The sequence below is a fragment of the Pseudomonas helleri genome (genome assembly GCF_009600315.1).
Classification (GTDB): domain Bacteria; phylum Pseudomonadota; class Gammaproteobacteria; order Pseudomonadales; family Pseudomonadaceae; genus Aquipseudomonas; species Aquipseudomonas helleri_A.
In genome coordinates this window covers 275,106-302,045 of record NZ_WIWC01000001.1, presented here as the reverse complement: position 1 = coordinate 302,045, position 26,940 = coordinate 275,106, and the positions used below count along the sequence as shown (strand labels likewise).

Annotated in this window: 22 protein-coding genes; 5 read left to right on the top strand and 17 right to left on the bottom strand. The window is 55.0% G+C overall.

The genetic code is table 11. From position 1 onward, the window contains the following. Positions 1–325: 325 nt before the first annotated feature. The 10 genes from GHN86_RS01310 to mtnA form a co-directional block, all read right to left on the bottom strand. Entirely contained in the window at positions 326–574 is a 249-nt protein-coding gene (locus GHN86_RS01310) for a lipopolysaccharide assembly protein LapA domain-containing protein (RefSeq protein ID WP_153377335.1), read from the bottom strand. Between the two features lie 24 nt (positions 575–598). Further along, positions 599–895, bottom strand: a complete 297-nt coding sequence (gene ihfB, locus GHN86_RS01305; protein ID WP_122783296.1) for an integration host factor subunit beta — start codon at positions 893–895, stop codon at positions 599–601. 337 nt (positions 896–1,232) lie between these two features. Continuing rightward, positions 1,233–2,927: a 30S ribosomal protein S1 gene (gene rpsA / locus GHN86_RS01300; RefSeq protein WP_122783295.1), complete on the bottom strand. Its 1,695-nt coding sequence runs from the start codon at positions 2,925–2,927 to the stop codon at positions 1,233–1,235. A gap of 123 nt (positions 2,928–3,050) precedes the next feature. Continuing rightward, a complete protein-coding gene (cmk, locus tag GHN86_RS01295) occupies positions 3,051–3,740 on the bottom strand; it encodes a (d)CMP kinase (protein ID WP_323369136.1) in 690 nt (229 codons plus the stop codon). Continuing rightward, complete coding sequence (locus tag GHN86_RS01290; RefSeq protein WP_323369943.1) at positions 3,737–5,944, bottom strand: bifunctional prephenate dehydrogenase/3-phosphoshikimate 1-carboxyvinyltransferase; 2,208 nt, start codon at positions 5,942–5,944, stop codon at positions 3,737–3,739. Before GHN86_RS01290 ends, cmk begins: the two co-directional genes overlap by 4 nt. Before the next feature lie 28 nt (positions 5,945–5,972). Next, complete coding sequence (gene hisC / locus GHN86_RS01285; RefSeq protein ID WP_153377333.1) at positions 5,973–7,085, bottom strand: histidinol-phosphate transaminase; 1,113 nt, start codon at positions 7,083–7,085, stop codon at positions 5,973–5,975. A 12-nt stretch (positions 7,086–7,097) separates the two neighbouring features. Further along, positions 7,098–8,192: a prephenate dehydratase gene (gene pheA / locus GHN86_RS01280; RefSeq protein ID WP_122783292.1), complete on the bottom strand. Its 1,095-nt coding sequence runs from the start codon at positions 8,190–8,192 to the stop codon at positions 7,098–7,100. Then, complete coding sequence (serC, locus tag GHN86_RS01275; protein ID WP_323369135.1) at positions 8,192–9,277, bottom strand: 3-phosphoserine/phosphohydroxythreonine transaminase; 1,086 nt, start codon at positions 9,275–9,277, stop codon at positions 8,192–8,194. Before serC ends, pheA begins: the two co-directional genes overlap by 1 nt. A gap of 195 nt (positions 9,278–9,472) precedes the next feature. Further along, the gene (gyrA, locus tag GHN86_RS01270; RefSeq protein ID WP_153385993.1) at positions 9,473–12,136 is read right to left on the bottom strand and encodes a DNA gyrase subunit A; all 2,664 of its coding nucleotides are present in this window, start codon (positions 12,134–12,136) and stop codon (positions 9,473–9,475) included. Positions 12,137–12,522: 386 nt separating this feature from the next. Continuing rightward, positions 12,523–13,599: an S-methyl-5-thioribose-1-phosphate isomerase gene (mtnA, locus tag GHN86_RS01265; RefSeq protein ID WP_153377330.1), complete on the bottom strand. Its 1,077-nt coding sequence runs from the start codon at positions 13,597–13,599 to the stop codon at positions 12,523–12,525. A 108-nt stretch (positions 13,600–13,707) separates the two neighbouring features. On the opposite strand from mtnA, the gene GHN86_RS01260 reads away from it, so the two are divergent. The 4 genes from GHN86_RS01260 to GHN86_RS01245 all read left to right on the top strand — a co-directional run bounded on the left by GHN86_RS01260 (position 13,708) and on the right by GHN86_RS01245 (position 17,252). Further along, a complete protein-coding gene (locus GHN86_RS01260) occupies positions 13,708–15,039 on the top strand; it encodes a TRZ/ATZ family hydrolase (protein WP_153385991.1) in 1,332 nt (443 codons plus the stop codon). A gap of 62 nt (positions 15,040–15,101) precedes the next feature. Continuing rightward, positions 15,102–15,800 (top strand): bifunctional 2-polyprenyl-6-hydroxyphenol methylase/3-demethylubiquinol 3-O-methyltransferase UbiG, encoded by a 699-nt coding sequence (ubiG, locus tag GHN86_RS01255; RefSeq protein ID WP_122783287.1) that lies wholly within the window; start codon positions 15,102–15,104, stop codon positions 15,798–15,800. 3 nt (positions 15,801–15,803) lie between these two features. Then, a complete protein-coding gene (gene mupP, locus GHN86_RS01250; RefSeq protein ID WP_153385989.1) occupies positions 15,804–16,475 on the top strand; it encodes an N-acetylmuramic acid 6-phosphate phosphatase MupP in 672 nt (223 codons plus the stop codon). A 36-nt stretch (positions 16,476–16,511) separates the two neighbouring features. Further along, positions 16,512–17,252 (top strand): YciK family oxidoreductase, encoded by a 741-nt coding sequence (locus GHN86_RS01245; protein ID WP_153377327.1) that lies wholly within the window; start codon positions 16,512–16,514, stop codon positions 17,250–17,252. An 80-nt stretch (positions 17,253–17,332) separates the two neighbouring features. On the opposite strand, the gene GHN86_RS01240 is transcribed toward GHN86_RS01245, so the two are convergent. From GHN86_RS01240 to GHN86_RS01210, 7 genes are all read right to left on the bottom strand, one after another. Next, a complete protein-coding gene (locus GHN86_RS01240; RefSeq protein WP_323369134.1) occupies positions 17,333–18,118 on the bottom strand; it encodes a TenA family transcriptional regulator in 786 nt (261 codons plus the stop codon). A 44-nt stretch (positions 18,119–18,162) separates the two neighbouring features. Continuing rightward, positions 18,163–20,622, bottom strand: coding sequence for an EAL domain-containing protein (locus tag GHN86_RS01235; RefSeq protein ID WP_153385987.1), 2,460 nt, complete (start codon positions 20,620–20,622; stop codon positions 18,163–18,165). Between the two features lie 129 nt (positions 20,623–20,751). Then, a complete protein-coding gene (locus tag GHN86_RS01230; RefSeq protein ID WP_323369142.1) occupies positions 20,752–22,542 on the bottom strand; it encodes an ABC transporter ATP-binding protein in 1,791 nt (596 codons plus the stop codon). A gap of 19 nt (positions 22,543–22,561) precedes the next feature. Beyond that, positions 22,562–23,194, bottom strand: a complete 633-nt coding sequence (locus GHN86_RS01225; RefSeq protein ID WP_153377325.1) for a DsbA family protein — start codon at positions 23,192–23,194, stop codon at positions 22,562–22,564. Between the two features lie 2 nt (positions 23,195–23,196). Further along, complete coding sequence (locus GHN86_RS01220) at positions 23,197–24,135, bottom strand: rhodanese-related sulfurtransferase (RefSeq protein ID WP_153377324.1); 939 nt, start codon at positions 24,133–24,135, stop codon at positions 23,197–23,199. Positions 24,136–24,503: 368 nt separating this feature from the next. Then, positions 24,504–24,800: a BolA family protein gene (locus tag GHN86_RS01215; RefSeq protein ID WP_153377323.1), complete on the bottom strand. Its 297-nt coding sequence runs from the start codon at positions 24,798–24,800 to the stop codon at positions 24,504–24,506. Positions 24,801–24,811: 11 nt separating this feature from the next. Next, on the bottom strand, positions 24,812–25,327 hold the full coding sequence (locus tag GHN86_RS01210; protein WP_153377322.1) for a DUF2059 domain-containing protein: 516 nt from the start codon (positions 25,325–25,327) through the stop codon (positions 24,812–24,814). Between the two features lie 195 nt (positions 25,328–25,522). Here GHN86_RS01210 and GHN86_RS01205 point away from each other — a divergent pair, with 195 nt between their 5' ends. Continuing rightward, positions 25,523–26,914, top strand: coding sequence for a class II fumarate hydratase (locus GHN86_RS01205; protein WP_153385985.1), 1,392 nt, complete (start codon positions 25,523–25,525; stop codon positions 26,912–26,914). Positions 26,915–26,940 lie beyond the last annotated feature (26 nt).

The following is a 26,940-nucleotide window of genomic DNA, read 5'->3' as shown; positions in this document are numbered from 1 at the left end:
ACGCTGAGTTCGGAATAAGACATAGGGCAGCACCGTACCGGAAAGGTCAGGTGTTGCACTCAGTTTTTGCCGCCGCCGTAAATATTTTTCTTCAAATTTTGCGTCAATGCGCGTCTGAAGGTGCACAAAAATAGCTGGCAATCGAGAACAGACAGGATTTTGCCAGTTTTACCAAACAATACAAGACTTGACTGGAAACTCACGCACTTGTGCGAATGATCCTACAGAAGATAGCTGTCTTGCCTATAGAGATATTCGCAGCCTGGACGTCTCGTGTTTTAGTACATCAGTCGGCCACTTGGCGCTAAAACGCTTCGCAAAAGCCTTACTCAGAGCGCAATTCACGCTTCAATACAGCTCGCTTACGCCAGTACATCAACATTCCAAGAAGTGGACCTATCGCTAGACCGACCAGCAACGCACCGACAAAAAAGAGCGCAATAGAAAGCGATGGAGAATGCCAGCCAAGAAACGTCAAGGACGTGGTTTGTTGATTTTCAAGAATAAAAATCACCACGCCAAAAAATATCAGCAAAGCCATAACGATCAACGCAGCTTTTTTAAACGCATTCATGGGCATCTCCTTTTCCCACAAGGATCAATTGTCGTCTTCCTCGTCTTCGTTCACGCGGTCGCGTAACTCTTTTCCGGGCTTGAAATGCGGTACGAATTTACCGTCAAGCCTTACAGACTGACCCGTCTTGGGGTTTCGGCCCACACGAGGCGCTCGGTAGTGCAGTGAGAAGCTGCCGAAACCACGGATTTCTATGCGATCTCCAGTAGCCAGACATTGTGACATTTGCTCAAGCATGGTCTTGATAGCCAGCTCGACATCCTTGGATGAGAGCAGCCCTTGATGGGTGACAATTCGTTCGATCAACTCCGACTTCGTCATATTTTTCCCTTCTTTTTCAAGCAGCTAGATCAGCGCTTCAAAGGTTTTAGCACGATCACAACAATTTGAACAGCCCAGGGCTTGACTATCTTTTCACGAACGGACTCAGCCTGTAAGCACCTCTCTATCTCATGCTGACCGCCCTTCACAGCGCCACCGAGCTACTCTTGAACTCTCCCTGACACGCTATATGCGGCCGAATGCCGAACACTCAAGGGAATCCATATGAGTGCACAGCACCCCGCATGCCGGTTTACAGGCCGACGCCTGCCTTTCTCAAATTACGAGCACAAAAAAGGGCGACCGAAGTCGCCCTTTTTCTATGGTCAATCAGAACTTAGTTCTGTTTTTCCATTTGTGCACGTAGCAGGTCGCCCAGAGTGGTCGGACCAGCAGCAATGTCAGAGGTAGCTGGCTTGTCGCGCAGGCTCTGGATTGCTTCTTTCTCTTCAGCATCATCTTTCGACTTGATGGAGAGTTGGATTACGCGGCTTTTGCGGTCAACGCTGATGATCTTGGCTTCTACTTCTTCGCCTTCTTTCAGAACGTTGCGCGCGTCTTCAACGCGGTCACGGCTGATTTCGGAGGCTTTCAGAGTCGCTTCGATATCCGGAGCCAAAGTGATGATGGCGCCTTTAGCGTCAACTTCTTTCACGATGCCCTTAACGATTGCGCCTTTGTCGTTCTCTTGAACGAACTCGGAGAACGGATCGCTTTCCAGCTGCTTGATACCCAGGGAGATGCGCTCACGCTCTGGATCAACAGACAGGATAACGGTGTCCAGCTCGTCGCCCTTCTTGAAACGACGTACGGCTTCTTCGCCCACTTCGTTCCAGGAGATGTCGGACAGGTGAACCAGGCCGTCGATGCCGCCGTCCAGACCAATGAAGATACCGAAATCGGTGATCGACTTGATGGTGCCGGAGATTTTATCGCCCTTGTTGAACTGGCCAGAGAAATCTTCCCACGGGTTAGATTTGCACTGCTTGATGCCCAGGGAGATACGACGACGCTCTTCGTCGATGTCCAGAACCATAACTTCCACTTCGTCGCCGACTTGTACGACTTTCGAAGGGTGGATGTTTTTGTTGGTCCAGTCCATTTCGGAAACGTGTACCAGACCTTCAACGCCTTCTTCCAGCTCTGCGAAGCAGCCGTAGTCGGTCAGGTTGGTTACACGAGCGGTAACACGAGTGCCTTCTGGGTAACGGGCTTTGATAGCAACCCATGGATCTTCACCCAGTTGCTTCAGGCCCAGGGAAACACGATTGCGCTCGCGATCGTACTTCAGAACCTTGACATCGATCTCGTCGCCAACGTTGACGATTTCGGAAGGATGCTTGATACGCTTCCAAGCCATGTCGGTAATGTGCAGCAGGCCATCGACGCCACCCAGATCGACGAATGCGCCGTAATCCGTGAGGTTTTTAACGATACCTTTAACTTGCTGACCTTCTTGCAGGGATTCCAGCAGAGCTTCACGCTCAGCCGAGTTCTCTGCTTCAAGCACGCTGCGACGCGAAACAACAACGTTGTTGCGCTTCTGGTCAAGTTTGATGACCTTGAATTCCAGCTCTTTGCCTTCCAGGTGCGTGGTGTCGCGCACTGGACGAACGTCAACCAGAGAACCTGGCAGGAACGCACGGATGCCGTTAACGTCGACAGTGAAGCCGCCTTTAACCTTACCGTTGATAACGCCCTTAACCACTTCTTCTGCTGCGAAGGCTGCTTCCAGAACGATCCAGCATTCAGCGCGCTTGGCTTTTTCACGGGACAGTTTGGTTTCGCCAAAGCCGTCTTCGACCGCGTCCAGCGCAACGTGAACTTCATCACCGATGTTGATGTTCAGTTCGCCAGCGTCGTTGTGGAACTGCTCCAGCGGAATGAGGCCTTCAGACTTCAGACCAGCGTGAACGGTTACCCAGCCAGCTTGGTAATCGATATCAACGATGATAGCGGTGATGATAGAGCCTGCCTGAAGATTCAGGGTTTTTAGGCTTTCTTCAAAGAGTTCTGCAAAGCTTTCGCTCATTTTAATTCCTGTTGAATAAGGGCGAAGGAATACGCCCATCAGCCACACTCCAGACAATGTGGGTTACGTTCATATAAAAGAAGGCAAGCAGGACTATTTCTGGTCTCCTGCCTGCTTTCTTGGTCATCCGGTAATATCGCGAAGTGCGATTTCACTCATGATGCGTTCAAGCACCTGCTCGATTGACAACTCCGTAGAGTCCAGCTGTATGGCATCAGCCGCCGGCTTGAGCGGGGCTATTGCACGCTGCGTGTCACGTTCATCACGGGCACGAATCTCTTCCAGCAGACGCGGGAGACTAACATCATCGCCCTTTGCCTTCAACTGCAAGTAACGGCGGCGCGCTCGTTCCTCGGCGCTGGCCGTCAGAAAAATCTTAAGCGGGGCGTCGGGAAAAACCACTGTGCCCATGTCGCGACCATCGGCCACGAGCCCCGGGAATTCACGAAATGCACGCTGGCGCTCCAGCAAAGCCGCGCGCACAGCGGGTAGCGCCGCCACGGTCGAAGCACCCGCCGCCACTTGCTCACTGCGGATGGCGTGAGTGACATCATCACCTTCCAGGATGATGCTCGCCGCTTTGCCATTCGTCGCTCCGACAAACTGCACATCAAGATGCGCTGCCAATTTACTCAGCAAAGGCTCGTTATCCAGCGCAACGCCATGATTGGCCGCAGCGAAAGCCAGCAAACGGTACAGCGCTCCCGAATCAAGCAACCGCCACTTCAAATCAGTGGCAAGCCGCCCCGCAACCGTCCCCTTGCCTGAGCCGCTCGGCCCATCAATGGTAATGACCGGTGCCGGACTGTTCACGACTGCGCCTCTTGAGCAACACGCATACCCACTTGCTTGCACAGTGCCAGGAAGTTAGGAAAAGAGGTCGCCACATTGGCGCAATCATGGATACGGATAGGCGCAGTAGCACGCAATGAAGCCACACTGAATGCCATCGCAATGCGATGGTCACCATGACCGTGCACCTCACCACCACCGATGATGCCGCCATCAATAATGATGCCATCAGGCGTCGGCTCACACTTGACACCTAAGGCCAGCAGACCGTCAGCCATGACCTGGATACGATCAGACTCCTTGACTCGCAACTCTTCTGCACCGCGCAGAATCGTTCTGCCTTCAGCCACGGCAGCTGCCACGAACAATACCGGAAACTCATCAATTGCCAACGGTACCAGCGCCTCAGGAATCTCGATCCCTTTGAGCTTGGCCGAGCGCACTCGCAAATCTGCAACAGGCTCGCCACCCACTTCACGCTGATTCTCAAGGGTGATATCGGCACCCATCAAACGCAGAATGTCGATAACGCCAGTGCGGGTCGGGTTGATGCCGACATGTTCAAGCAACAGATCAGAACCTGGTGCTATCGATGCTGCCACCAAAAAGAAGGCTGACGATGAGATATCACCGGGCACTTCAATATGCGTTGCCGTCAGCTTATGACCAGACTCAACCGAAGCTGTAGGGCCATTTACGGTAACCGGGTAGCCAAAGCCTTGCAGCATGCGCTCGGTATGGTCGCGGGTAGGCGCGGGTTCTGTGACTGATGTTTTGCCTTCGGCATAGAGACCCGCCAGCAGCAAGCAGGACTTAACCTGCGCACTGGCCATCGGCAAGGTGTAATCCATCCCTTTAAGGGTATGACCACCACGCATGGTCATTGGCGGACGGCCTTGCTCGGCGGTTTCAATGACTGCACCCATTTCGCGCAATGGATTGGCGACGCGATTCATCGGACGCTTGGTCAGAGAGGCATCGCCTGTCAGTGTGGTATCGAAGCTCTGTGCGGCCAGCAAGCCGGACAACAAACGCATCGACGTACCCGAGTTACCCAGATAGATAGGCCCTGGCGGCGCTTTCAAGCCGTGCAGCCCGACGCCATGAATAGTAACGCGGCCTTCATTTGGCCCTTCAATCACCACGCCCATGTCACGGAATGCTTGCAGCGTTGCCAGAGCGTCCTCGCCCTCCAGAAAGCCTTCAACCTCGGTCGTGCCTTCAGCTAACGAGCCGAGCATGATCGAACGATGCGAGATGGACTTGTCGCCCGGTACACGAATACGGCCATTTACTTGGCCACCAGGATTTGCCAGGAAAATCAGATCATTTGAATTCATAGGGTCCACATATGCCCGGCGGGCCAGGATTTTACTGAAATGCTCGCGAGCAACACGGGCGCGTGTAAAAACGCCCAGCAATTGATGCCCATCCCCTGCATCGACCGCGTCGCGCAAGGCGTCGAGGTCAGTGCGAAATGTATCTAATGTGCGCAGCACCGCTTCGCGATTTGCGAGAAAGATGTCATGCCACATTACCGGGTCGCTTCCGGCGATTCTTGTGAAATCCCGAAAACCTCCCGCAGCGTAACGAAAGATATCCAGATTCTCATTGCGCTTGGCAAGAGAGTCCACCAAACCAAATGCCAGCAAATGCGGCAAATGACTGGTTGCTGCCAATACTTCGTCGTGGCGCTCAACCTGCATATGCTCAACATCAGCCCCCAGGGCACGCCACAGCGTATCAATCAGGGATAACGCCGCAGGGTCGGTCTGAGCAACAGGCGTCAAAATAACTTTATGGCGCTCAAATAGACGGGCGTTGGAAGCCTCTACACCGCTTTGCTCAGAACCGGCAATGGGATGGCCCGGCACAAATCGCGTCGGCATACCGCCAAATGCATGGGTGGCAGCACGCACAACATTGCCTTTAGCGCTGCCCACATCAGTCAGCACAGCATCGCCGAGATCTATGCTGGCCAGCAGACTGAGCATTTTCTCCATGGCCAGAATCGGAACGGCCAATTGAATGACATCAGCCCCGACACACGCCGCAGCCAAGTCAGACTCACAACGATCGACCACGCCCAACTCTACCGCCCGAGTGCGCGAAAGCGCATTCAAATCGACACCCACCACCTCACGGCATAAGCCGCTTTCGCGCATGCCCTTGGCAAAGGAGCCTCCTATCAGGCCAAGCCCGACAACCACCAGGCGCCCCACAATAGGTCTAACAGGTTGCAACGACATGACATCAACCACGAACAAGGACCTTGGCCAGCGCCTCAAGCAGGCGAGTATTCTCGACCGGCAAACCTATCGTGACACGCAAGTGGTTCGGCATGCCGTAATTGGCCACCGGACGCACAATCACGCCTTCCCGCAAGAGGCCTTGATAAACAGGAGCGGCCAATTGACCGAGATCCAGCGCAATAAAATTGCCTCTGGACGGAATCCAGCTCAGACCCAGCTCACGAAAGCCTTCCTGCAATTGGTGCATACCCGCGTCGTTAAGACGGCGGCTTTCTGCAAGATATTCGGTGTCCTGCAGCGCAGCGCAGGCCGCAGCCAGTGCCAGGCTATTCACATTGAACGGCTGACGGACGCGATTCAATACATCAGCCACCACGGCGCTAGATAACGCATAACCCACACGCAGGGCCGCCAGGCCATAGGCTTTGGAGAACGTACGCGACACCAGCAAGTTGGGGTAAGCCGAGAGAAACTCCAAGCCATCTGGCAGCTCGCTACCCTCGGCGTACTCGATATAAGCCTCATCAAGCACCACCAACACTCGCTCAGGCACATCCTGCAAAAACTCGTTCAGCGCATTTGCATCGAACCAGGTCCCGGTAGGGTTATTCGGATTGGCGATAAAGACGACACGTGTATTGCTGTCTATCGCCTTGAGCATAGCCGGCAGGTCGTGCCCCCATTCTCTGGCTGGCACCACATGCGCATCCGCCCCTACGGCCTGAGTGACGATTGGATACACAGCGAACGCGTGCTCACTGAACACCGCATTCAAGCCCGGCGCCAGATACGCGCGCGCAACCAGCTCCAGAATATCGTTCGAGCCATTACCCAGCATCACTTGATCCAACTGCACGCCGCACTGGCTGGACAGCAAGCTCTTGAGGGCAAAGCCGTTGCCGTCTGGATAACGGGTCAGCTCGGCCAGCTCGTCGCGAATAGCTGCCAGCGCCCTGGGGCTCGCGCCCAATGGGTTTTCATTACTGGCCAGTTTGACAATGGTCGCCGGATCTATATCCAGCTCACGCGCCAGTTCGTCCACAGGCTTGCCCGGGACGTATGGCGAAAGTTGCTGTACGCCCGGCTGCGCCAGGGCGAGAAAATCACCGCTCATGTTATGACTGCCTCACAAAACCGCTTTCGGGTAGGAACCCAACACTTTGAGCGCTACGGCTTCTTGACTGATTTGCTCCAGAACACTTTTGACCAGTGGGTCGCGGTGATGGCCTGCAAAATCGATGAAGAAAACATAGGTCCATTTACCGCTACGCGAAGGCCGTGTCTCGATACGGGTCAGGTCGATACCGTTCTCATGAAACGGCACGAGCAACTCATGCAGGGCGCCCGGACGGTTACTCATCGAAACAATGATCGAGGTTTTGTCATCGCCGGTCGGCGGCACTTCCTGGTTGCCAATCATCAAGAAGCGCGTGGAGTTATCCGGGCGATCCTCGATTTTCTCGGCCAGACGGGTCAAGCCGTACAAACCCGCCGCCATATCGCCAGCAATGGCTGCTGAATTCCACTCACCCTTGACCCGCTTGGCCGCCTCGGCATTGCTCGACACAGCAATACGCTCGACATTCGGGTAATGCGCGTCCAGCCATTTGCGGCACTGAGCCAATGACTGTGCATGGGAGTAAATACGACTGATGCTGTCCGTCTTGGTATTTTCGCCTACGAGCAAATGGTGGTGGATACGCAGCTCAACTTCGCCGCAAATCACCATATCGTGCTCGAGAAAGCTGTCCAGCGTGTGGTTCACAGCCCCCTCGGTGGAGTTCTCAACCGGCACCACGCCAAAATTCACAGCGCCCGCAGCGACTTCACGGAACACTTCGTCAATGGCCGCCATTGGCTTGCTGATCACCGCATGACCAAAGTGTTTCATCGCCGCTGCTTGAGTAAAGGTGCCTTCCGGACCGAGATAAGCCACTTTCAGCGGCTGCTCCAACGCCAGACAGGACGACATGATTTCGCGGAACAAACGCGCCATCTCTTCGTTACCCAGCGGGCCCTTGTTGCGCTCCATAACTCGCTTGAGCACTTGAGCTTCACGCTCCGGGCGATAAAAAACCGGTACTTCACCCTCAGCCAGCGAAGCCATTTTGACTCGCGCCACTTCTTGGGCGCAGCGCGCGCGCTCACTGATCAGCTCCAGAACTTTTTCGTCCAGGCTGTCGATGCGTACGCGCAGCGCTTTGAGTTCTTGCTCGGACATTAGCCGTGTTCCTTTTCGAACTCTGCCATGTAAGCCACCAGCGCGTTAACCGCATTGATGTCTACAGCGTTATAAATCGAAGCGCGCATTCCGCCCACTGAACGATGCCCTTTGAGGTTCAACAACCCACGCGCCTCGGCACCCACCAGGAATGGTTTATCGAGACGGTCATCCGCCAAGCGGAACGGCACGTTCATCCACGAGCGATCAGGTGTGTTGATCGGGTTACTGTATAAGCCACTGACATCAATGAAGTCATACAGGGTACGTTTCTTGACTTCATTGAGCTTGCCAATCGCCTCAACACCGCCCTGCTCTTTCAGCCACTCAAATACCAGACCGGACAAATACCAGGCCAGTGTCGGCGGCGTGTTGTACATCGAGCCGTTATCGGCCGCGACCTTGTAATCAAGCATCGTCGGGCAAATCGAACGCGCACGACCCAGCAGGTCTTCACGAATAATGTTGACCACAATACCGCTCGGGCCTATGTTTTTCTGGGCTCCAGCGTAGATCATGCCAAAGCGCGACACATCAACCGGCCGCGACAGAATGTCCGAAGACATGTCTGCAACCAATGGCACATCGCCCGTTTCCGGAATCCAGTCAAACTCCAGACCACCGATGGTTTCGTTCGGGGCGTAATGAACGTAAGCCGCGTCCTTGGACAAATTCCACTCGTTCTGACCCGGAATCGCAAAGTAATCGTAAGACTTGGCGCTGGCCGCCACGTTGACGTGGCCAAAACGCGAGCCTTCTTCAATCGCTTTTTGCGACCAGATACCGGTATCGATGTAGTCGGCAGAACCGCTTTCGGGCAGCAAATTCAACGGAATCTGGGCGAACTGTTGACTTGCGCCGCCTTGTAGAAACAGCACTTTGTAATTCGAGGGAATTGACAGCAGATCACGCAAATCCTGCTCAGCCTTGGTCGCGATGGACACGAACTCATCGCTTCGATGGCTCATCTCCATGACCGACAGACCCTTGCCATGCCAGTCCAGCAACTCCGACTGGGCCCGCAACAGGACAGCTTCAGGGAGCGCAGCAGGACCTGCGCAGAAGTTATAGGCTCGTTTGCTCACATCCACTCTCGCTCTGATTTGGTGGGTCACGCAATAAATTGGTAGGCGGCACATCATTGAGTGCGCGAATGAGTCTGCTCGCGATAGCGGTTTAACAGTCAGCATGGATGTTGAGTGTTAGTCAGTCATCGCCAGACCGCTCACTGCGCACATACAACAAGGGGGCGAATCTTCATCCGCCCCCTGTGTGTCCGCTTATTCCTGCGGCTGCTCTTCGTCAGCGCCTGTCTCTAGCGGCTGCTCAGCATCAAGACCGTCGCGCACGGTCTCGCCTTCAAGCTCAGTACCACCCTCGCCTTCACCTTCAAGTTCTTCACCCTCGACTTCCGACGGTTCCTGAACCCGCTCAAGCCCTACCAACGTTTCATCGCTGGCGAGCTTGATCAAGGTGACGCCCTGGGTGTTACGACCCAGGCTCGACACTTCGTCAACACGAGTACGAACGAGTGTGCCCTGATCGGAAATCAACATGATTTCCTCGCCGTCCTGCACCTGAACCGCACCGACCAGACGGCCGTTACGCTCATTGCTGACCATGGCGATAACGCCCTGACCGCCACGCTTGTATTCAGGGAACTCGCTGATCGGAGTGCGCTTGCCATAACCACGTGCCGAAGCAGTGAGAATCTGGCTGCCTTCTTCCGGGATCAGCATCGATATCAGCTTCTGACCTTCTGGCAGACGCATACCGCGCACACCACGAGCCGTACGGCCCATAGCACGAACGTCAGATTCCTTGAAGCGAGTCACCTTGCCTCCGTCGGAGAACAGCATGACTTCGCGCTCGCCATCAGTAATCGCGGCGCTGATCAGCACATCACCTTCGTCCAGTTCCAGCGCGATCAAGCCGACGCTACGCTGACGGCTGAAGGATTCCAGCGGGGTCTTCTTCACGGTGCCGTTAGCGGTTGCCATGAAGATGAAGTGACCTTCGGTGTATTCCTCGACTGGCAACATCGTGGTGATGTACTCACCTTCATCCAGCGGCAGCAGGTTGACCAGCGGACGGCCACGAGCGGCACGAGAGGCTTCAGGAATTTCATACGTCTTGAGCCAGTACACTTTGCCTTTGCTGGAGAACAGCAGCAGCGTGGTGTGGCTATTGGCAACCAGCAGGTGAGCAATGTAGTCCTCATCCTTGACGCCAGTAGCCGACTTGCCTTTACCGCCACGACGTTGCGCCTGATACGCAGCCAATGGCTGGGTTTTGGCATAGCCACCGTGAGAAATAGTAACGACACGCTCTTCTTCTGGAATCATGTCGCCCAGGGTCAGATCGAGACGATGATCAAGGATTTCAGTGCGACGCACATCGCCGTATTCGGCGCGAATGACTTCCAGCTCTTCGCGAATCACTTCCATCAGGCGCACAGCGCTGCTCAGGATACGGATCAACTCGCCGATCTGGTTCAGAATTTCTTGATATTCAGCCAGCAGCTTCTCGTGCTCAAGACCGGTCAGACGGTGCAGGCGTAATTCAAGAATCGCTTGAGCCTGTTCTGGCGACAGGAAGTACTTGCCGTCGCGCAGACCGTATTGCGGATCAAGGTTCTCAGGACGGCAGGAATCTGCGCCAGCGCGCTCAACCATGGCCACGACCGCGGTCGACTCCCAAGGTGTGCTGATCAGCGCTTCCTTGGCTTCAGACGGGGTTGGCGACGCTTTGATCAACGCAATAACCGGATCAATGTTGGACAGGGCTACGGCCTGACCTTCAAGGATATGGCCGCGCTCGCGGGCTTTGCGCAGTTCGAATACGGTACGGCGCGTCACTACTTCACGGCGGTGACGAACGAATGCTTCGAGCAAGTCCTTGAGGTTCAGGATGCGCGGGCGACCGTCAATCAGGGCAACGATGTTGATACCGAACACCGCTTGCAGCTGAGTCTGGGCGTACAGGTTGTTGAGAATCACCTCCGGCACTTCGCCACGACGCAATTCGATCACAACACGCATGCCGTCCTTGTCGGACTCGTCACGCAGCTCGGTGATGCCTTCGAGCTTCTTCTCTTTAACCAGCTCGGCGATCTTTTCGATCAAGCGCGCTTTGTTCAACTGGTAAGGGAGTTCGGTGATGACGATTTGCTGACGCCCACCAACTTTGTCGATGTCTTCGATCATCGAGCGAGCGCGCATGTAAATGCGGCCACGACCGGTGCGGTAAGCCTCGATGATACCGGCACGCCCGTTGATGATGGCGGCTGTCGGGAAATCCGGGCCCGGAATGAACTGCATCAGTTCATCGATGCTCAGCTCCGGGTTGTCGATCAGCGCCAGACAACCATCGATCACTTCACCGAGGTTATGTGGCGGGATATTGGTGGCCATGCCCACAGCGATACCGCTGGAACCATTGACCAACAAGTTTGGAATACGCGTCGGCATGACGGCCGGGATCATTTCCGTGCCGTCGTAGTTCGGCACCCAGTCCACGGTCTCTTTATGCAAGTCGGCCAGCAGTTCGTGGGCCAACTTGGTCATGCGTACTTCGGTGTATCGCATCGCAGCAGCGTTATCGCCGTCGACCGAGCCGAAGTTGCCCTGACCGTCTACCAGCAGGTAGCGCAGGGAGAATGGCTGAGCCATTCGAACGATAGTGTCGTAAACCGCGGTATCACCATGCGGGTGATACTTACCGATTACGTCACCGACCACACGGGCAGATTTCTTGTACGGCTTGTTCCAGTCGTTGTTCAATTCGCTCATCGCGAACAGCACTCGCCGGTGCACGGGCTTCAAGCCATCGCGTGCATCAGGCAGTGCGCGCCCGACAATTACGCTCATCGCGTAGTCGAGGTAGGACTGTTTCAGCTCGTCTTCGATATTGACCGGGAGGATTTCTTTGGCCAGTTCGCCCATGAGAAGCCTGATTCCTTTTTCGGGTGAAACTTCGCCACATCCATTCGGGATCAACGAAGCTCGCCACTGCTGACCATGTGCCACACAGCGACTTACGACAAATCAATACGTTATGTCACGGATTTGCGCATTAAGGGCACCCCTGACGGGCAACCCTGGAAACCGCCGAATGTTATCACAAACGCCGCCACGCACCTATCCCTGTGATGCGCATGGAGCATAGTAATTCAGCCGTTTATAGGCCTGAGAGGCCTCAGGAGGACTCTGAAGACGATTTGAAGCCCGCAGTCGATGCCGATGGCTGCGAAAAGTGACAGCAGGATCTTCCAGTATCGGATCGTCATGCAACCCTTCGCAGCCATCGGCAGCGACTGCAGGTTTATGCCTTAATGCAGCCGCTTGCGACACATCAACTGAGCGAGCTTGGCGGCATCCGGGCGCTCAACAATGCCTTTCTCGGTCACGATCACGTCAATGAGATCAGCCGGGGTGACATCGAAAACCGGGTTGAATGCCTGAACATCCGCACCCACTGGCTTACCACCGACATTCAGCAGCTCAGCGCCTTCACGCTCTTCAATCGGAATGTCCTCGCCACTGGCCAGCTCCATGTCGATCGTTGAACTGGGGGCCACCACCATAAAGCGAACACCGTGATGCATCGCGTTCACGGCCAGTTGATAGGTACCAATTTTATTGGCCACATCGCCGTTTGCCGTGATCCGGTCAGCGCCCACAATCACCCAGGTCACCCCCTTGGTTTTCATGATGTGCGCTGCCGCTGAATCGACGTTGAGGATCACCGGAATGCCCTCATTGGCCAATTCCCAGGCGGTGAGACGTGAGCCTTGCAACCAAGGCCGGGTTTCGTCGGCATAGACTTGCTCAATCATGCCTTCCAGCCAGGCACCCCGGATCACGCCCAACGCCGTGCCAAAACCACCGGTAGCCAATGCACCCGTATTGCAATGGGTTAACACAGTCTGCGCATTGCCTTGATGCCGGCGAATCACATCGACTCCCAGTTGTGCCATCGTCAGATTGGCCTCACGGTCACTCTCATGAATGGCCAGCGCCTCCAGCTCCAGTACATGAAGCGCATCGGCGCTGTGCTGAATGCGATTGAGTCGATCGCGCATACGATTCAGCGCCCAAAACAGGTTCACTGCAGTGGGCCGCGAGTCTGCCAGCACCGCAAAGTCTGCTTCCAGCGCGGCAACCCAATCGCCACCCGCGGCTTTGCGCACACGAGCTGCCAATACAATCCCGTAGGCGGCAGCAATGCCGATGGCCGGTGCGCCACGCACAACCATGTCGCGAATGGCCTTGGCCACACCTTCAGCGTCCGTAAATGACAACCAGTTTTCTTCAAAGGGCAAAATGCGCTGATCCAGCAGATACAGGGCCTCGCCCCGCCAATCGATGGCCTTAACTTTTTCTGCCGCCAACAGTCGATCGCGCATGCTTTCCCCTATTTACCCAGATACAAAACCGTCGATTATAACGGTCCCGCCTTTCGGACGCTCGGGTATACTTCGCCTCCCTTTTATTTAGCCCCGGAAGCCGCATTTATGCCCATCCAGCCCCTCTCCTTCGACTTACTGTTGCTGCCCACCTGGTTAGTACCTGTTGAACCCGCCGGAGTTGTGCTTAAGGATCACGGCGTGGGCATTGAGGGCGGACGCATCGTCTTTATCGGCCCTCGCGAAGAAGCGCTGAAACACACCGCTATCGAAACCCGGGAACTGCCCGACATGTTGCTCAGCCCTGGCCTGATCAACGCCCACGGGCATGCAGCAATGACACTGTTTCGCGGCATGGCCGATGACCTCCCCCTGATGACGTGGCTGCAAGACCACATTTGGCCAGCCGAAGGCAAATGGGTCGATGAAGACTTCGTGCGCGACGGCACCGATCTGGCCATTGCCGAACAACTCAAGGGCGGCATCAGCTGTTTCAGCGACATGTACTTCTACCCCAAAACCGCCACCGAACGCGTCCATAACAGCGGTATCCGTGCACAAATCGCCATCCCCATCCTCGACTTTGCAGTTCCCGGAGCCAGCTCGGCAGATGAAGCCCTGCGTCAGGCAATCGAACTCTTCGGTGACCTGAAGTACCACCCGCGCATCAAAATCGCCTTTGGCCCGCACGCCCCCTACACCGTGAGCGATGAAAATCTGGAAAAAGTCCGGGTGATTGCTGACGAGCTGGATGCGACGATTCAAATGCACGTGCACGAAACGGCTTTCGAAGTCCAGCAATCCATTGAGGTTTACGGCGAACGTCCGGTTGCCCGCCTCGCCCGGCTGGGCTTGCTTGGACCGCGCTTCCAGGCTGTACACATGACTCAAATCAGCGATGAAGACCTCAGCCAGTTGGTAGAAAACAATGCCAGCGTGATTCATTGCCCAGAGTCCAATCTAAAGTTGGCCAGCGGTTTTTGCCCGGTAGAGCGTCTGTGGCTGGCGGGGATCAATGTAGCCGTGGGCACCGACGGCGCGGCGAGCAATAACGATCTCGACCTGCTGGGCGAAACCCGTACCGCAGCGCTGCTGGCCAAAGCTGTCGCCAACTCCGCCACGGCACTGGATGCGCACCGGGCACTGCGCATGGCCACCCTCAACGGAGCTCGCGCACTGGGCCTTGAAAGTGAAATCGGTTCAATTGAGCTGGGCAAGGCGGCAGACCTGGTCGCATTCGACTTAAGTGGCCTTGCTCAACAGCCGGTGTACGACCCTGTGTCACAATTGATCTATGCCACCGGCCGGGATTGCGTAAAACATCTGTGGGTCGCAGGCAAACACCTGTTAAATAATGGCAAACTGACCCGAATGGACGAGCAACAGCTCTGCGCAACCGCCAAAGCCTGGGGTGAGCGCATCAGCAGCCATACTCACTGATTGAGTGCTTGGGCTACGCACCACAAGCACTGCCTGTTTTTTTAGTTTTTGAGGATTTACCCATGAGCAACGTCGACCACGCCGAGATCGCCAAATTTGAGGCGCTTGCCTATCGCTGGTGGGACCGCGAAAGCGAGTTCAAACCACTGCACGACATTAACCCGCTGCGTGTCAACTGGATTGACGAGCGCGTGCAACTGGCTGGCAAAAAAGTGCTGGACGTGGGGTGTGGCGGCGGAATTCTGAGCGAGTCGATGGCTCAACGCGGCGCCACCGTGATGGGCATCGACATGGGCGAAGCCCCGCTGGCAGTGGCACGACTGCATCAACTCGAATCTGGCGTGAATGTTGACTACCGCCAGATCACGGCTGAGGCGCTGGCAGAAGAAATGCCAGAGCAATTCGACGTTGTCACCTGCCTTGAGATGCTCGAACACGTGCCTGATCCGGCCTCGGTGATTCGCGCCTGCTACCGCATGGTCAAGCCGGGCGGCCAAGTATTCTTCTCGACCATCAATCGCAACCCAAAATCTTATCTGTTCGCGATTATCGGCGCCGAATACATCATGAAGTTAATACCGCGCGGGACTCACGACTTCAAAAAATTTATTCGCCCTTCCGAACTGGGCGCATGGAGCCGCCAAGCTGGCCTCAGTGTCAAAGACATCATCGGTCTGACCTACAACCCGCTGACCAAGCACTACAAGCTGGCCGCCGACGTTGATGTCAACTACATGATTCAAACCCTGCGAGAGGAGTAATACATGCGTTTAAGAGCAGTTCTTTTTGACATGGACGGCACCCTGCTCGACACCGCGCCAGACTTTATCGCTATCTGTCAGGCCATGCGCGCCGAGCGCGGCCTGCCACCGATTGCCGACAAGCTGATCCGCGACGAAATTTCTGGCGGCGCTCGCGCTATGGTCGCAGCCACCTTCAGCATGGACCCGCAGGCGCCAGGTTTTGAAGAACTGCGACTGGAGTTTCTGGAGCGCTATCAACGCGACTGCGCCGTTCACACCAAGCTGTTTGATGGCATGGAAGAGTTGTTGGTCGATATCGAAAAAGCGCACCTGGTATGGGGCGTGGTCACGAACAAACCATTGCGCTTTGCTCAACCCATCATGGAACGCCTGGGGCTGGCACAACGTTCAGCCGTGCTTATCTGCCCGGATCATGTCACGCACAGTAAACCTGATCCCGAGCCCATGATTCTCGCCTGCAAAATGCTCGACCTTGATCCGGCCAGCGTCTTGTTTGTGGGGGATGACCTGCGCGACATCGAGTCGGGTCGCGATGCAGGCACCAAAACGGCTGCCGTACGATTTGGCTATATCCACCCGGACGATAACCCGAGTCATTGGGGCGCCGATGTTGTGGTCGATCACCCAAGCGAATTGCGCAAAGTGCTGGATAACGCCGTATGCAGCTGCTGATCAGCGCGCCACTCCTGTTTCCTGCCGAGGGTCTTTATGTTTGATTATTGCGCACGCCCCAACTTGCTTCAGGGTCGGGTCATTCTGGTTACTGGCGCAGGCCGTGGCATTGGCGCTGCCGCAGCTAAAACCTACGCAGCTCACGGTGCGACTGTGTTGTTGCTGGGTAAAACCGAGACCAATCTGACCGAGATCTACGATGAAATAGAAGCCGCCGGTCACCCACAACCAGCCGTGATCCCATTCAATCTGGAAACTGCTCAGCCTCACCAATATGACGAGTTAGCGGCAATGATCGAGCGTGAGTTCGGTCATCTGGACGGCCTACTGCACAATGCCTCCATCATTGGCCCACGCACGCCACTGGAGCAACTGTCTGGTGAGAACTTCATGCGCGTGATGCAGGTGAACGTCAATGCCACATTCATGCTCACCAGCACCCTGCTGCCACTGCTTAAACTGTCGCAGGATGCATCTGTGATATTTACCTCCAGCAGCGTGGGCCGTAAAGGCCGCGCGTACTGGGGTGCTTATGGCGTCTCGAAGTTTGCCACCGAAGGGTTGATGCAAACACTGGCCGACGAAGTCGATTCTATCGCCCCGGTACGCTCCAACAGCATCAACCCTGGCGCTACACGGACCAGCATGCGGGCCTTGGCTTACCCAGGGGAAAACCCGCAAAATAACCCGGAACCACATCAGATCATGCCGGTTTACCTGTATCTGATGGGCCCGGACAGTACCGGAATCAACGGCCAGGCGTTCGACGCTCAGTAACGGCAACACAAACAAAAACCGCAGGTCGCGAATCACGCAACCTGCGGTTTTTTTATGCAAAAAAACTTTTGTTTGACGTATCAGGCTTCTGCCAGCTGATGCGACTCGCGGACAACCGGCTTTTTTTCAAACTCAAGGCAGCTCTGCAAAAAGAGGTACTTATAGTCATAGCTCTTGCAGATGGCTTTGCGTAGTTCGGTTTGCAGCGCCTCGCTGGGATTCATTCCCGCCAGCGTACAAATAATTTCCAGCGCTTCCCATGGATGCTCGTCATCATACTGAGCATGCATTTTCAGCCACTTCATGGTGCGTTTACGCCCTTCTTCAGGGAATGACTCCTCGTAAACATTTTTAGAGCACACCACGGCAGCCCATTCACCGACCGCACCTTCGATCGCGTAATTGGTCGCCGCCATGGCCACAGCCAACGAATCTGTTGCACAGCTGTGCCAGCACCAATCATTCAACGCCTGGAATTCAGCCGGAATATCTTGCGCATTCATGTCCTCAAGACTCACACCATGCGCCCTTGCCCAATGCACCCAATAGTCAGCATGGTTGAGCTCGACACGAATATTGCGAATCAACCAGCGTCGAGCCATGTCCTCGCCGCGATGACGTCCATACCGGGTTTTGCCCAGGTTATGCCCCATATACAACGAAAACTGCTCAACGACTGGCCAGCCCCCGATGAGATACATACGCATGGTCTTCGGGCTGAGGGTGTTGTCGCGCATGCGCTGGAATATCTCGTGCTCAACCACCCGGCGCTTGCTTTCAAAGCAATCGCGGATCAACTGTTGAGCCCACTGCGGGTAGCTGGTTGCTTCCATGAGAGGCCCAGTTCTTTCGTATGCATCGATCACTATCGGGTTCCTTCTGAGAGGTGATTTGCAAAACAGGGCAGCACTTAACGTAATGTGCCCGGTGACTTCAAAGCAAAAGCCTTTGGGCGCTTGGGCCGACGGCGCAAACTGTCGCACGTAAACACATGCGGACGCTCAACGTTGTAGCCTTGAGCATAATCGACACCGATTTCGGCCAAAGCATGCTCAATTTGCGGGTTTTCGACAAATTCGGCAATAGTCCTTTTACCCATTACATGCCCGATGTGGTTAATCACCTCAACCATCGCCCGGTTAATGGGGTCGTCCAGCATGTCCCTGACGAAGCTGCCATCAATTTTCAAAAAGTCGACCGGCAAATGCTTTAAATATGCAAAAGAAGACATTCCTGCACAAAAGTCATCCAGAGAGAAGTGACAACCCAACCCTTTTAACTCGTTGATAAAGCGGATAGCACTGCCTAAATTGGCAATTGCACTGGTTTCAGTGATTTCAAAACATATGCGTTCGGGAGCAACGCCATAACACTCAAACTGCTCGTGCAGAAACGCGAGAAAATCTTCATCACCAATGGTTGTGCCTGACAAGTTGATCGCGCACATGACCATGGGCTGATCCTTGTTAAGTGCCGTGTAACTGGAAATAGTCTTGAAGACATTTTCGACTACCCATCGATCAATTGATGTCATCAACCCATAACGTTCTGCCGCCGGAATAAAACTGTCAGGCATGATCAGGCCGCCTTTATCATCGCGCAGTCGCAAGAGGATCTCGATATGCCCTCCGTCCTCATGCTCATGATTGAGCAGAGCGATTTCTTGCGAATACAGGCAAAACTGGTTTTCCTCCAAAGCCACATGCAAGCGTTGTACCCAGGCCATCTCACCAAAACGCAAAGACAGCTCCGAATCATCGGCATGGTAAACCTGCACCCTGTTCCGACCTTTCTCTTTTGCCATGTAACACGCCATATCGGCGGCTCGCATGGAAGTTTCCAGTGTCACCGGGGCTTGGTGTATATGCACAAGACCAATGCTGATCGTGTTTAAAAATGGGCGCCCCTTCCAGGCGAAGTGCAGACTTTGAACGGTCTGGCGCAAGCCTTCGGCAATCTTTTCTGCAGCATCCGCAGGGCAGTTTTCAAGCAAAATGCCGAACTCATCTCCTCCAAGGCGAGCCAGCGTGTCGCCTTCGCGCAAACCGGACTGCAATAGCGCACAAATATGACGCAGCAGTTCATCACCCGCCGCATGACCGCAGGTGTCATTAACCAATTTGAACTGGTCGAGATCAAGAAACATCAACGCGTGCCGGCCTTGCTGACGAGACAGATTTTGCAGAATCAGCTCCAGGCGATACTCAAACTCACGGCGGTTGGCTAATCCGGTCAAGGCATCATGGGTTGCCTGCCAGGACAAATTGTCGATGAACTGGCGTTCCCGGGTCATGTCATGCAACACCAGCACTGCCCCGCTGACGGTGCCAGCATGAAGTATCGGCGCGCCCACCAGCGTGACCGAAACCGTACTGCCGTCCATACGCTGAATCAGTTTGGAATGCTCGCTGCTATTGCCTAACTGCCCGCTGAGGATATGGTCTATCAGCTTGAAACCATCATCCAGCGCATGCTCATCGAGTAATTTGAACAACGCGGCCAGAGGAACACCCCGTGCCTGTTCCGATTTCCAGTGCGTGAGTTGTTCGGCTGCCGGATTCATGTAAACAATCGAGCCGTTCACATCGGTACTGATAACGCCATCACCAATGGACTCAAGCGTGACCTGCACCCGCTCTTTTTCCACTTGCAGCGCTTCGGCAAACTCACGACTTTGGGCAAGAATTTTGTGAGTGCGCAACAAGGCCAGAATAATCAAACCCAGTGCGGTGGCCAGATTAATGAACACCAGCAACTGCAAAATAAAGCGCGAACCTTCACCCAACGCATCGCTAAACGCTTTGGCTGCTGGTGTGACACTTTCATTGATGGCGTAAATAGCGGACTTCCAGCGCTTGACGTCATCAGTACTGACTTGACCTTCACTGATGAGCCTACGCATCTCTTGCGCAAGGTCATTGAGTCGAGTGAGATGATCATCACCCACGGTCCACTTCTCAACGGCCGTATTCAGATAGCTGAAATTACGAAAATAGCGATAAAACCAAATGATGCTCGACACATCGTCCGGATTGTTGCCGCCCTGCAAAATACCCTCACGGGCTGCTTGCAGATCAGGCGGAGACTGATCAAGCGCAACGCGCAATCGGTGCCCGCCTTCAGGAACTTTAATGGCTTGCTGATACTTCTCGAAAATCACCGGATCACGGCTATCGGCATATAAATCGAGGTAGTAAATGGCGTCTTTCTGGCCTTTGCTCCACAGGCTTTCACCTGCCACATAGCCTCTCACCGCAGAGAGCATGTAGAGACTCATACAACCTAAAAGCGCCTGAAACAGTACGACCGCAATAAAGGGCCAAACAATTCCCAATAAACGCGGCGTACCACTAGCACGTTTTTGCTTCATGAGTTCCCTATGCTTCAGACCAAAATGAAAACCAGAGAAAAAGCCTCAACGAGATTTATCATAGGCTTGTTTCTGACATCTATGACGTGGACTTGTGCTACACAGTTCGAAAAACCTGTAGCGTCTCCGTCAGCTCTGCTGCAAATGGCCATACAACTTGGCGTAAAGCCCACCCTCGGCAATCAACTGCTGATGATCGCCGTCTTCAGCAATACGACCGCCGTCAAAGACCAGAACACGGTCTGCCTGTTTTACCGCAGATAAGCGATGGGCAATGATCAAAGTTGTGCGCGCACTCAAGAATTTCGCCAAAGCGTGATGCAGGTTGTATTCCGTCGCAGCATCCAGCGCGCTGGTCGCCTCATCAAGAATCACCACCTTGGGTTCGGCCAGTACCATACGGGCTATCGCCAGACGCTGGCGCTGCCCGCCCGAGAGGCGCACACCCGAGCGACCCACGATGCTGTCGAGCCCTTGGGGCAAGTTCAAAATAGTGCCATCAAGCTGGGCGATTTGCAGCGCACGCCAGCACGCCTCATCGGTTCTTTCACGGCCCATGGTCAGGTTTGCGCGCACCGTATCGTTGAATAACGCAGGATGTTGCAGGACGACTGCTACATGCTCGCGGATGGTTTCAAGGCCAATGGCAGACTGGCTTTCTCCGGCGAAAAGAATGCTGCCTGACTGTGGTGTATAAAGCCCGAGAAGCAATTGCACCAAGGTGCTTTTACCCCCTCCACTGGTCCCCACTATGGCGACCTTTTCACCCGGCGCGATGGTCAGGTTCAGATGATCCAGCACGGGCTCTTCGCCATAGCTGAAGCTCAGGTCACGCACTTCAATGGACACGGTCTCACGACCCGCAAACGGATTTTTACCGCCGGGATATTGCGGCTCATCGGCACGCGCCAGCAGTTGGTTGATGCGCGTGATTGCGCCACCTGCCGCATAAAATGCGTATTGCAAATTGAGCAACTGCTCGACCGGCCCGATCATGAACCACAGGTAGCTGAACACAGCGAGCATCTGACCAATCGACAGATCAGAGAACAGCACCGTGAGCATTGCAGCCGCACGGAAAATATCGATACCAAACTGAAACAACAAACCGCTGGCGCGGTTTGAAGCGTCGCTTTTCCACTGCGAGGCGACGGCAAAATCGCGCACTTCTTTGGCTCTGTGACCCAAGCGCCCCAAAAAGAAGCCCTGACGATTTCCCGCGCGGACTTCCTGAATGGCGTCCAGGGTTTCAGTCAACGCTTGGGTGAAGCGTGCAGTGCTGTCGTTTTCGAGCTTTTTAAGGTGTTTAACCCGTTTACCCAATTGCACCGTGGCAAAGATGACCAGCGGATTGAACAGCAGAATGACCAGCGCCAGTTGCCAGTGCATCCACACCAAAATCGCAGAGGTCCCTACAAGCGTGAGCATTGCCACCAAAAAACGGCTCAACGTCTCCCCGACAAATTTGTCGAGAGTGTCGAGGTCGGTGACTAAATGCGTGGTGACCGTACCGCTCCCCAAACTTTCGTACTCAGCCAGCGAAATGCGCTTCAAGCGCTCGATCAGACGCAGACGGATGCGCAACACAATATCTTTGGCCAGTCTTGAAAACAGCCGGGCTTGCAGCACGTTAAAAAACAATGCGCCGCTACGCAGCAACAGTGTCACGACCAGCATCAGGCCGATGTAACCGACCGAGGTTTGCCACGCAGAGGGCAACGCGTGATTCATCACCTTGAGCGCCGCATCGCCATGACCCAACAACACTTCGTCAACCAACAAAGGCAGGAGTAATGGGATTGGCACGCTGCATAGCGTAGCCAGCACAGCTACGCCATTGGCAATCCATAACGCTTTTTTGTTGCGCAGGGCCAAACGTCTGATTTCAGCCCATGTCAGGCGATCCGGTGCAGAGGTAATTTGAGGAACATCCTTTGTATCAGACACTCGCAGCACGCTCTAACCAGCGGCCGAGCAGATCTGCAAGTGGTTCCAGCGGCTGATAGCCGTTGGTCAATAAAGCAAGCTGGCCGTTACGCTCGGCCAGCAATGTGGGAAATCCAGCTATTCCCAGATCCTGAACCCAAGCAATGTCGGCCGCGGTGGCCGCCTGTTGCTCGGTACTGTCAAAAGCGGCTGCAAACTCAATACGCGGTACGCCAGCGGTTTCTGCCAACTCAACCAGCACACTGGCCTGGGTCACGTCACGGCCTTGCACATAAAAGGCCTGCTGGATCAGTTTGACCAGTTTCCAGGCACAATCCGGCGCCAGACTGCGGGCGGCTACCAGCGCTCTGCAAGCGGGCTCCGTGTCGTAAACAAAACCTTCAGGCAAAGCACCCTCAAAGGTAAATGGCTGCCCGGTAGCCTCATTGACGGCCTGCCAGTGCTCAAGAATATAGCGGCGCTTGGCGGGTTCCAGTGAAGCGCCACCCGTGCGCAAGCCACCCACGACCAGGTGCAACTCCACACCCTTGGCTTGCGCTTGCTCAACCAACGCTTCGGCGATCGGCGAAAAGCCCCAGCACCACGAACACATGGGGTCCATCACATAGAGCAAGCGCGCAGACATCTTCAGGCCTCGGCAGGTTTACGGTAGTTGTGACCAATGGGGTGCGGCTGATTGCGCGCCTTGGCCAGTTCGATCTGCTTTTGACGGTCAATGGCGCTGCGACGGGTCTTCTCGCTCAGCTTATCCCAGCAGTGCGGGCAACTGATGCCGGGCTGGTAGTGCTCGGATTCGCGGTCTGCCGCGCTGATCGGGGTGCGGCAGGCGTGGCACTGATCGTACTCGCCTTCGGTCAAGTCGTGACGCACCGTCACGCGGTTATCGAACACGAAACAGTCACCCTGCCATTTGGTTTCTTCCTGAGGCACCTCTTCAAGGTACTTCAGGATGCCGCCTTTGAGGTGATACACCTCGTCAAAGCCTTGGCTGAGCATGTAGCTGGAGGCCTTTTCACAACGAATGCCGCCGGTGCAGAACATCGCGACTTTCTTGTGTTTGGCCGGATCGAAGTTGGCTTTTATGTAGTCGGGAAATTCGCGAAAACTCGTTGTTTTAGGGTCAATTGCACCCTCAAACGTACCAATCGACACTTCATAATCGTTACGTGTGTCTATCAGCAGCACTTCTGGATCGCTAATCAAGGCATTCCAGTTCTCGGGGTCGACGTAGGTACCGACTTTTTTGTTCGGGTCTACACCTTCAACGCCGAGAGTGACGATTTCTTTCTTCAGCTTGACCTTGGTCCGATAGAACGGCTGGTCTTCGCAGTAGGATTCCTTGTGGTCAATGTTGACCATGCGCGGGTCACTTTTGAGCCAGGCCATCAGACCGTCAATGCCCTCGCGACTGCCGGAAACCGTGCCATTGATACCTTCTTCGGCAATCAGCAAGGTACCCTTGATGCCGTTATCGACCATGGCCTTGAGCAGCGGCTCACGCATCTCGATGTAGTTTTCAAGGGTGACGAATTTATACAGTGCAGCTACAACAATCGATGCAGTCATTGTGAATCTCTCCAGGTGGCTACCCTCGTAAAGGGCAAACCGGATGCAAAAAAAACGCGCCAGTTAGGGTCTGTTGGCGCTTCATTGGGAGCCGCGTCGCTGGGTCAAATTTTGCCAGGCAAGGCGCAGGGTGAAGAGAATGGTTGTTCCCTTCTAAAACCCTGCAACGCAGCTTGGCGAAATTTGACACGCGACCCGAAGGGACGAACGCTCACGTGGCGCAGGGCGGCGTTGCTCGCAGCTTATTTGGAACAACCAAACTACGCTGCTCGCGTCTTACCCTGCACCACGTGAGTTTTCGTCGCGGTCGCAATGAAGCGCCATCAGACCCTAAAGCGGCGCGCTGCGGATTCTAGCAAAAAGACAACTTAGTGCCCACCGCCGGCGCAGGTCGGCGATGCCGGAGCCGTGCCGATTTTCGCCCATTCTTCAGGCGTATACGTGTGCAAGGCCAACGCATGAAATTCGCCCATCAAGTCACCCAGTGTGGCGTATACCTTTTGGTGACGCTTGACGCTATTGAGTCCGGCAAACTGCTCGCTGACCACCACTGCCTTAAAGTGCGTTTCAAGCCCGCGACTGTGCATGTGGCTTTCATCCAGCACAGTCAAATGCTCGGGCTGCAACGCACTCAGGGTCGATTCAATACGGTGTTGCATGCTCATTCAGGCTCCGCTTACTTCTTTTTGGCAGGGGCCGCTTTTGGCTCCAGCTCAGCGGTCATGTCAGCCAACAGCTTATTGACCACAGGGACCGCGCTTTCCAGCTTGGACTGAGTCATCTGAGCCGATTGCTGAGTCAGCTGCGGCATTTTTTCCAACACTTTCTTGCCCAAAGGCGACTGGTAGAAAGCAACCAGATCCTTAAGCTCGGATTCACTGAAGTTGGTGGTGTACAGCTTGACCATGTCCGGCTTCAGCTTGTCCCAGCCAATGGCTTGGTCCAGAGCGGTATTGGCTTTGGCTTGATAGGTTTCCAGTACGGCTTTCTTGGCAGCAGGTGCTTTGGTTTGCTCAAAGCGCTGAGCAAACATTTGCTGCACTTGCATGTAGACCGGCGTTCCCAGCTTGTCGGCATGTGCCAGCTTCAGGAATGTTTCAGCACTGGCAGCGTGGCTGGCAGCGTCGGCAAAAACCTGGCCGCTGGCGCATACCAGAGCAACTGCAGTACAGATGGCGCGTAGACGGGTCATCGAATTTCCTTTATCTAGCAAACGAGGTCATACCCCAAGGGCGACCATTCTGCGCCTAACAAAGTGTGTCACTCAACCCCAAGCCTGACAGCGCTTCTCAATAACCCGACAAACGTCTCTAAAACCAAAGTTTGAACCTCTCTTTGTAAACACCGCCTAAGCTGATGGATCAATTCACTTGGGAGAAAGAGCACGATGAGCCGTATCGAAACCGACAGCCTGGGTGAAGTGCACGTTCCTGAAGAGGCCTATTGGGGCGCTCAGACCCAGCGTTCGCTGATCAACTTTGCCATCGGCAACGAAAAAATGCCGCTGGCCGTTCTACACGCGCTTGCGCTCATCAAAAAGGCTGCAGCACGGGTCAATGATCGCAATGGTGATCTGCCCGCTGACATCGCCCGCCTGATCGAACAAGCCGCCGATGAAGTCCTTGTGGGACAGTACGATGATCAATTCCCGCTGGCGGTCTGGCAGACCGGCAGCGGCACACAAAGCAACATGAACGCCAATGAAGTGATCGCCGGACGCGCCAACGAACTGGCCGGCAAAGGCCGGGGCGGCAAATCCCCCGTACACCCCAACGACCACGTCAATCGCTCGCAAAGCTCCAATGACTGCTTCCCAACCGCCATGCATATTGCAGTGGCCAAAGCGGTCCACAACTATTTATTGCCGGCGATAAGTGAATTGTCTGGCGGTTTGGCTGAACTGTCGGCCCGGCACATGAAACTGGTGAAAACCGGGCGCACCCATATGATGGATGCCACCCCGATCACCTTCGGGCAGGAAGTTTCTGCCTACATCGCACAACTGGATTACGCAGAAAAAGCAATCAATGCCGCTATGCCAGCCATTTACGAGTTGGCGCAAGGCGGCACTGCTGTGGGTACAGGGCTCAACGCCCCGCATGGCTTTGGTGAGGCCATTGCCGGGGAGCTGGCCGCACTGTCGGGTTTACCGTTTATTACAGCACCCAACAAATTTGCCGCCCTGTCGGGCCATGAGCCGCTGACGAACCTTTCAGGGGCGCTAAAAACCTTGGCGGTTGCCTTAATGAAGCTGGCCAATGACTTCCGCTTGCTGGGTTCCGGGCCGCGCGCGGGGCTGGCCGAGATTAAACTGCCCGCCAATGAGCCGGGCAGCTCGATCATGCCTGGCAAAGTCAACCCCACACAATGCGAAGCACTGTCCATGTTGGCTTGTCAAGTCATGGGCAACGACGTGACCATTGGCTTTGCTGCAAGCCAAGGTCATCTGCAATTAAACGTGTACAAACCCGTGATCATTCATAACCTGCTGCAATCCATCCAGTTGCTGGCAGATGGTTGCAGCAACTTCCAGAAACACTGCGTGACCGGCCTTGAAGCCGACGCGGGGAAAATGGCCGAACATCTGGAGCGTGGTTTGATGCTGGTCACGGCGCTCAATCCGCACATTGGCTACGACAAGTCTGCCGAGATTGCCAAGAAAGCCTATGCCGAAGGATTGACCCTGCGTGAAGCCGCGCTGGAGTTGGGCTATCTGACCGATGAAGAGTTCGACCAGTGGGTGCGACCCGAGAATATGTTGGGCTCGGGCAAGCACTGACAGGTGACAGGGCGACTTTGTCGCCC

Excerpts from the sequence above, each read along its gene's own strand:
- hisC (WP_153377333.1), bottom strand. The coding sequence starts at position 7,085 with ATGAGCGGTGATTTTCTCGCCCTGGCGCAGCCGGGCGTACAGCAACTT.
- mtnA (WP_153377330.1), bottom strand. The coding sequence starts at position 13,599 with ATGCGCGATCGACTGTTGGCGGCAGAAAAAGTTAAGGCCATCGATTGG.
- GHN86_RS01220 (WP_153377324.1), bottom strand. The coding sequence starts at position 24,135 with ATGACTGCATCGATTGTTGTAGCTGCACTGTATAAATTCGTCACCCTT.
- GHN86_RS01225 (WP_153377325.1), bottom strand. The coding sequence starts at position 23,194 with ATGTCTGCGCGCTTGCTCTATGTGATGGACCCCATGTGTTCGTGGTGC.
- GHN86_RS01215 (WP_153377323.1), bottom strand. The coding sequence starts at position 24,800 with ATGAGCATGCAACACCGTATTGAATCGACCCTGAGTGCGTTGCAGCCC.
- GHN86_RS01205 (WP_153385985.1), top strand. The coding sequence starts at position 25,523 with ATGAGCCGTATCGAAACCGACAGCCTGGGTGAAGTGCACGTTCCTGAA.
- GHN86_RS01310 (WP_153377335.1), bottom strand. The coding sequence starts at position 574 with ATGAATGCGTTTAAAAAAGCTGCGTTGATCGTTATGGCTTTGCTGATA.
- pheA (WP_122783292.1), bottom strand. The coding sequence starts at position 8,192 with ATGTCCGAGCAAGAACTCAAAGCGCTGCGCGTACGCATCGACAGCCTG.
- GHN86_RS01210 (WP_153377322.1), bottom strand. The coding sequence starts at position 25,327 with ATGACCCGTCTACGCGCCATCTGTACTGCAGTTGCTCTGGTATGCGCC.
- GHN86_RS01235 (WP_153385987.1), bottom strand. The coding sequence starts at position 20,622 with ATGAAGCAAAAACGTGCTAGTGGTACGCCGCGTTTATTGGGAATTGTT.
- ihfB (WP_122783296.1), bottom strand. The coding sequence starts at position 895 with ATGACGAAGTCGGAGTTGATCGAACGAATTGTCACCCATCAAGGGCTG.
- GHN86_RS01260 (WP_153385991.1), top strand. The coding sequence starts at position 13,708 with ATGCCCATCCAGCCCCTCTCCTTCGACTTACTGTTGCTGCCCACCTGG.
- gyrA (WP_153385993.1), bottom strand. The coding sequence starts at position 12,136 with ATGGGCGAACTGGCCAAAGAAATCCTCCCGGTCAATATCGAAGACGAG.
- rpsA (WP_122783295.1), bottom strand. The coding sequence starts at position 2,927 with ATGAGCGAAAGCTTTGCAGAACTCTTTGAAGAAAGCCTAAAAACCCTG.
- mupP (WP_153385989.1), top strand. The coding sequence starts at position 15,804 with ATGCGTTTAAGAGCAGTTCTTTTTGACATGGACGGCACCCTGCTCGAC.
- GHN86_RS01245 (WP_153377327.1), top strand. The coding sequence starts at position 16,512 with ATGTTTGATTATTGCGCACGCCCCAACTTGCTTCAGGGTCGGGTCATT.
- ubiG (WP_122783287.1), top strand. The coding sequence starts at position 15,102 with ATGAGCAACGTCGACCACGCCGAGATCGCCAAATTTGAGGCGCTTGCC.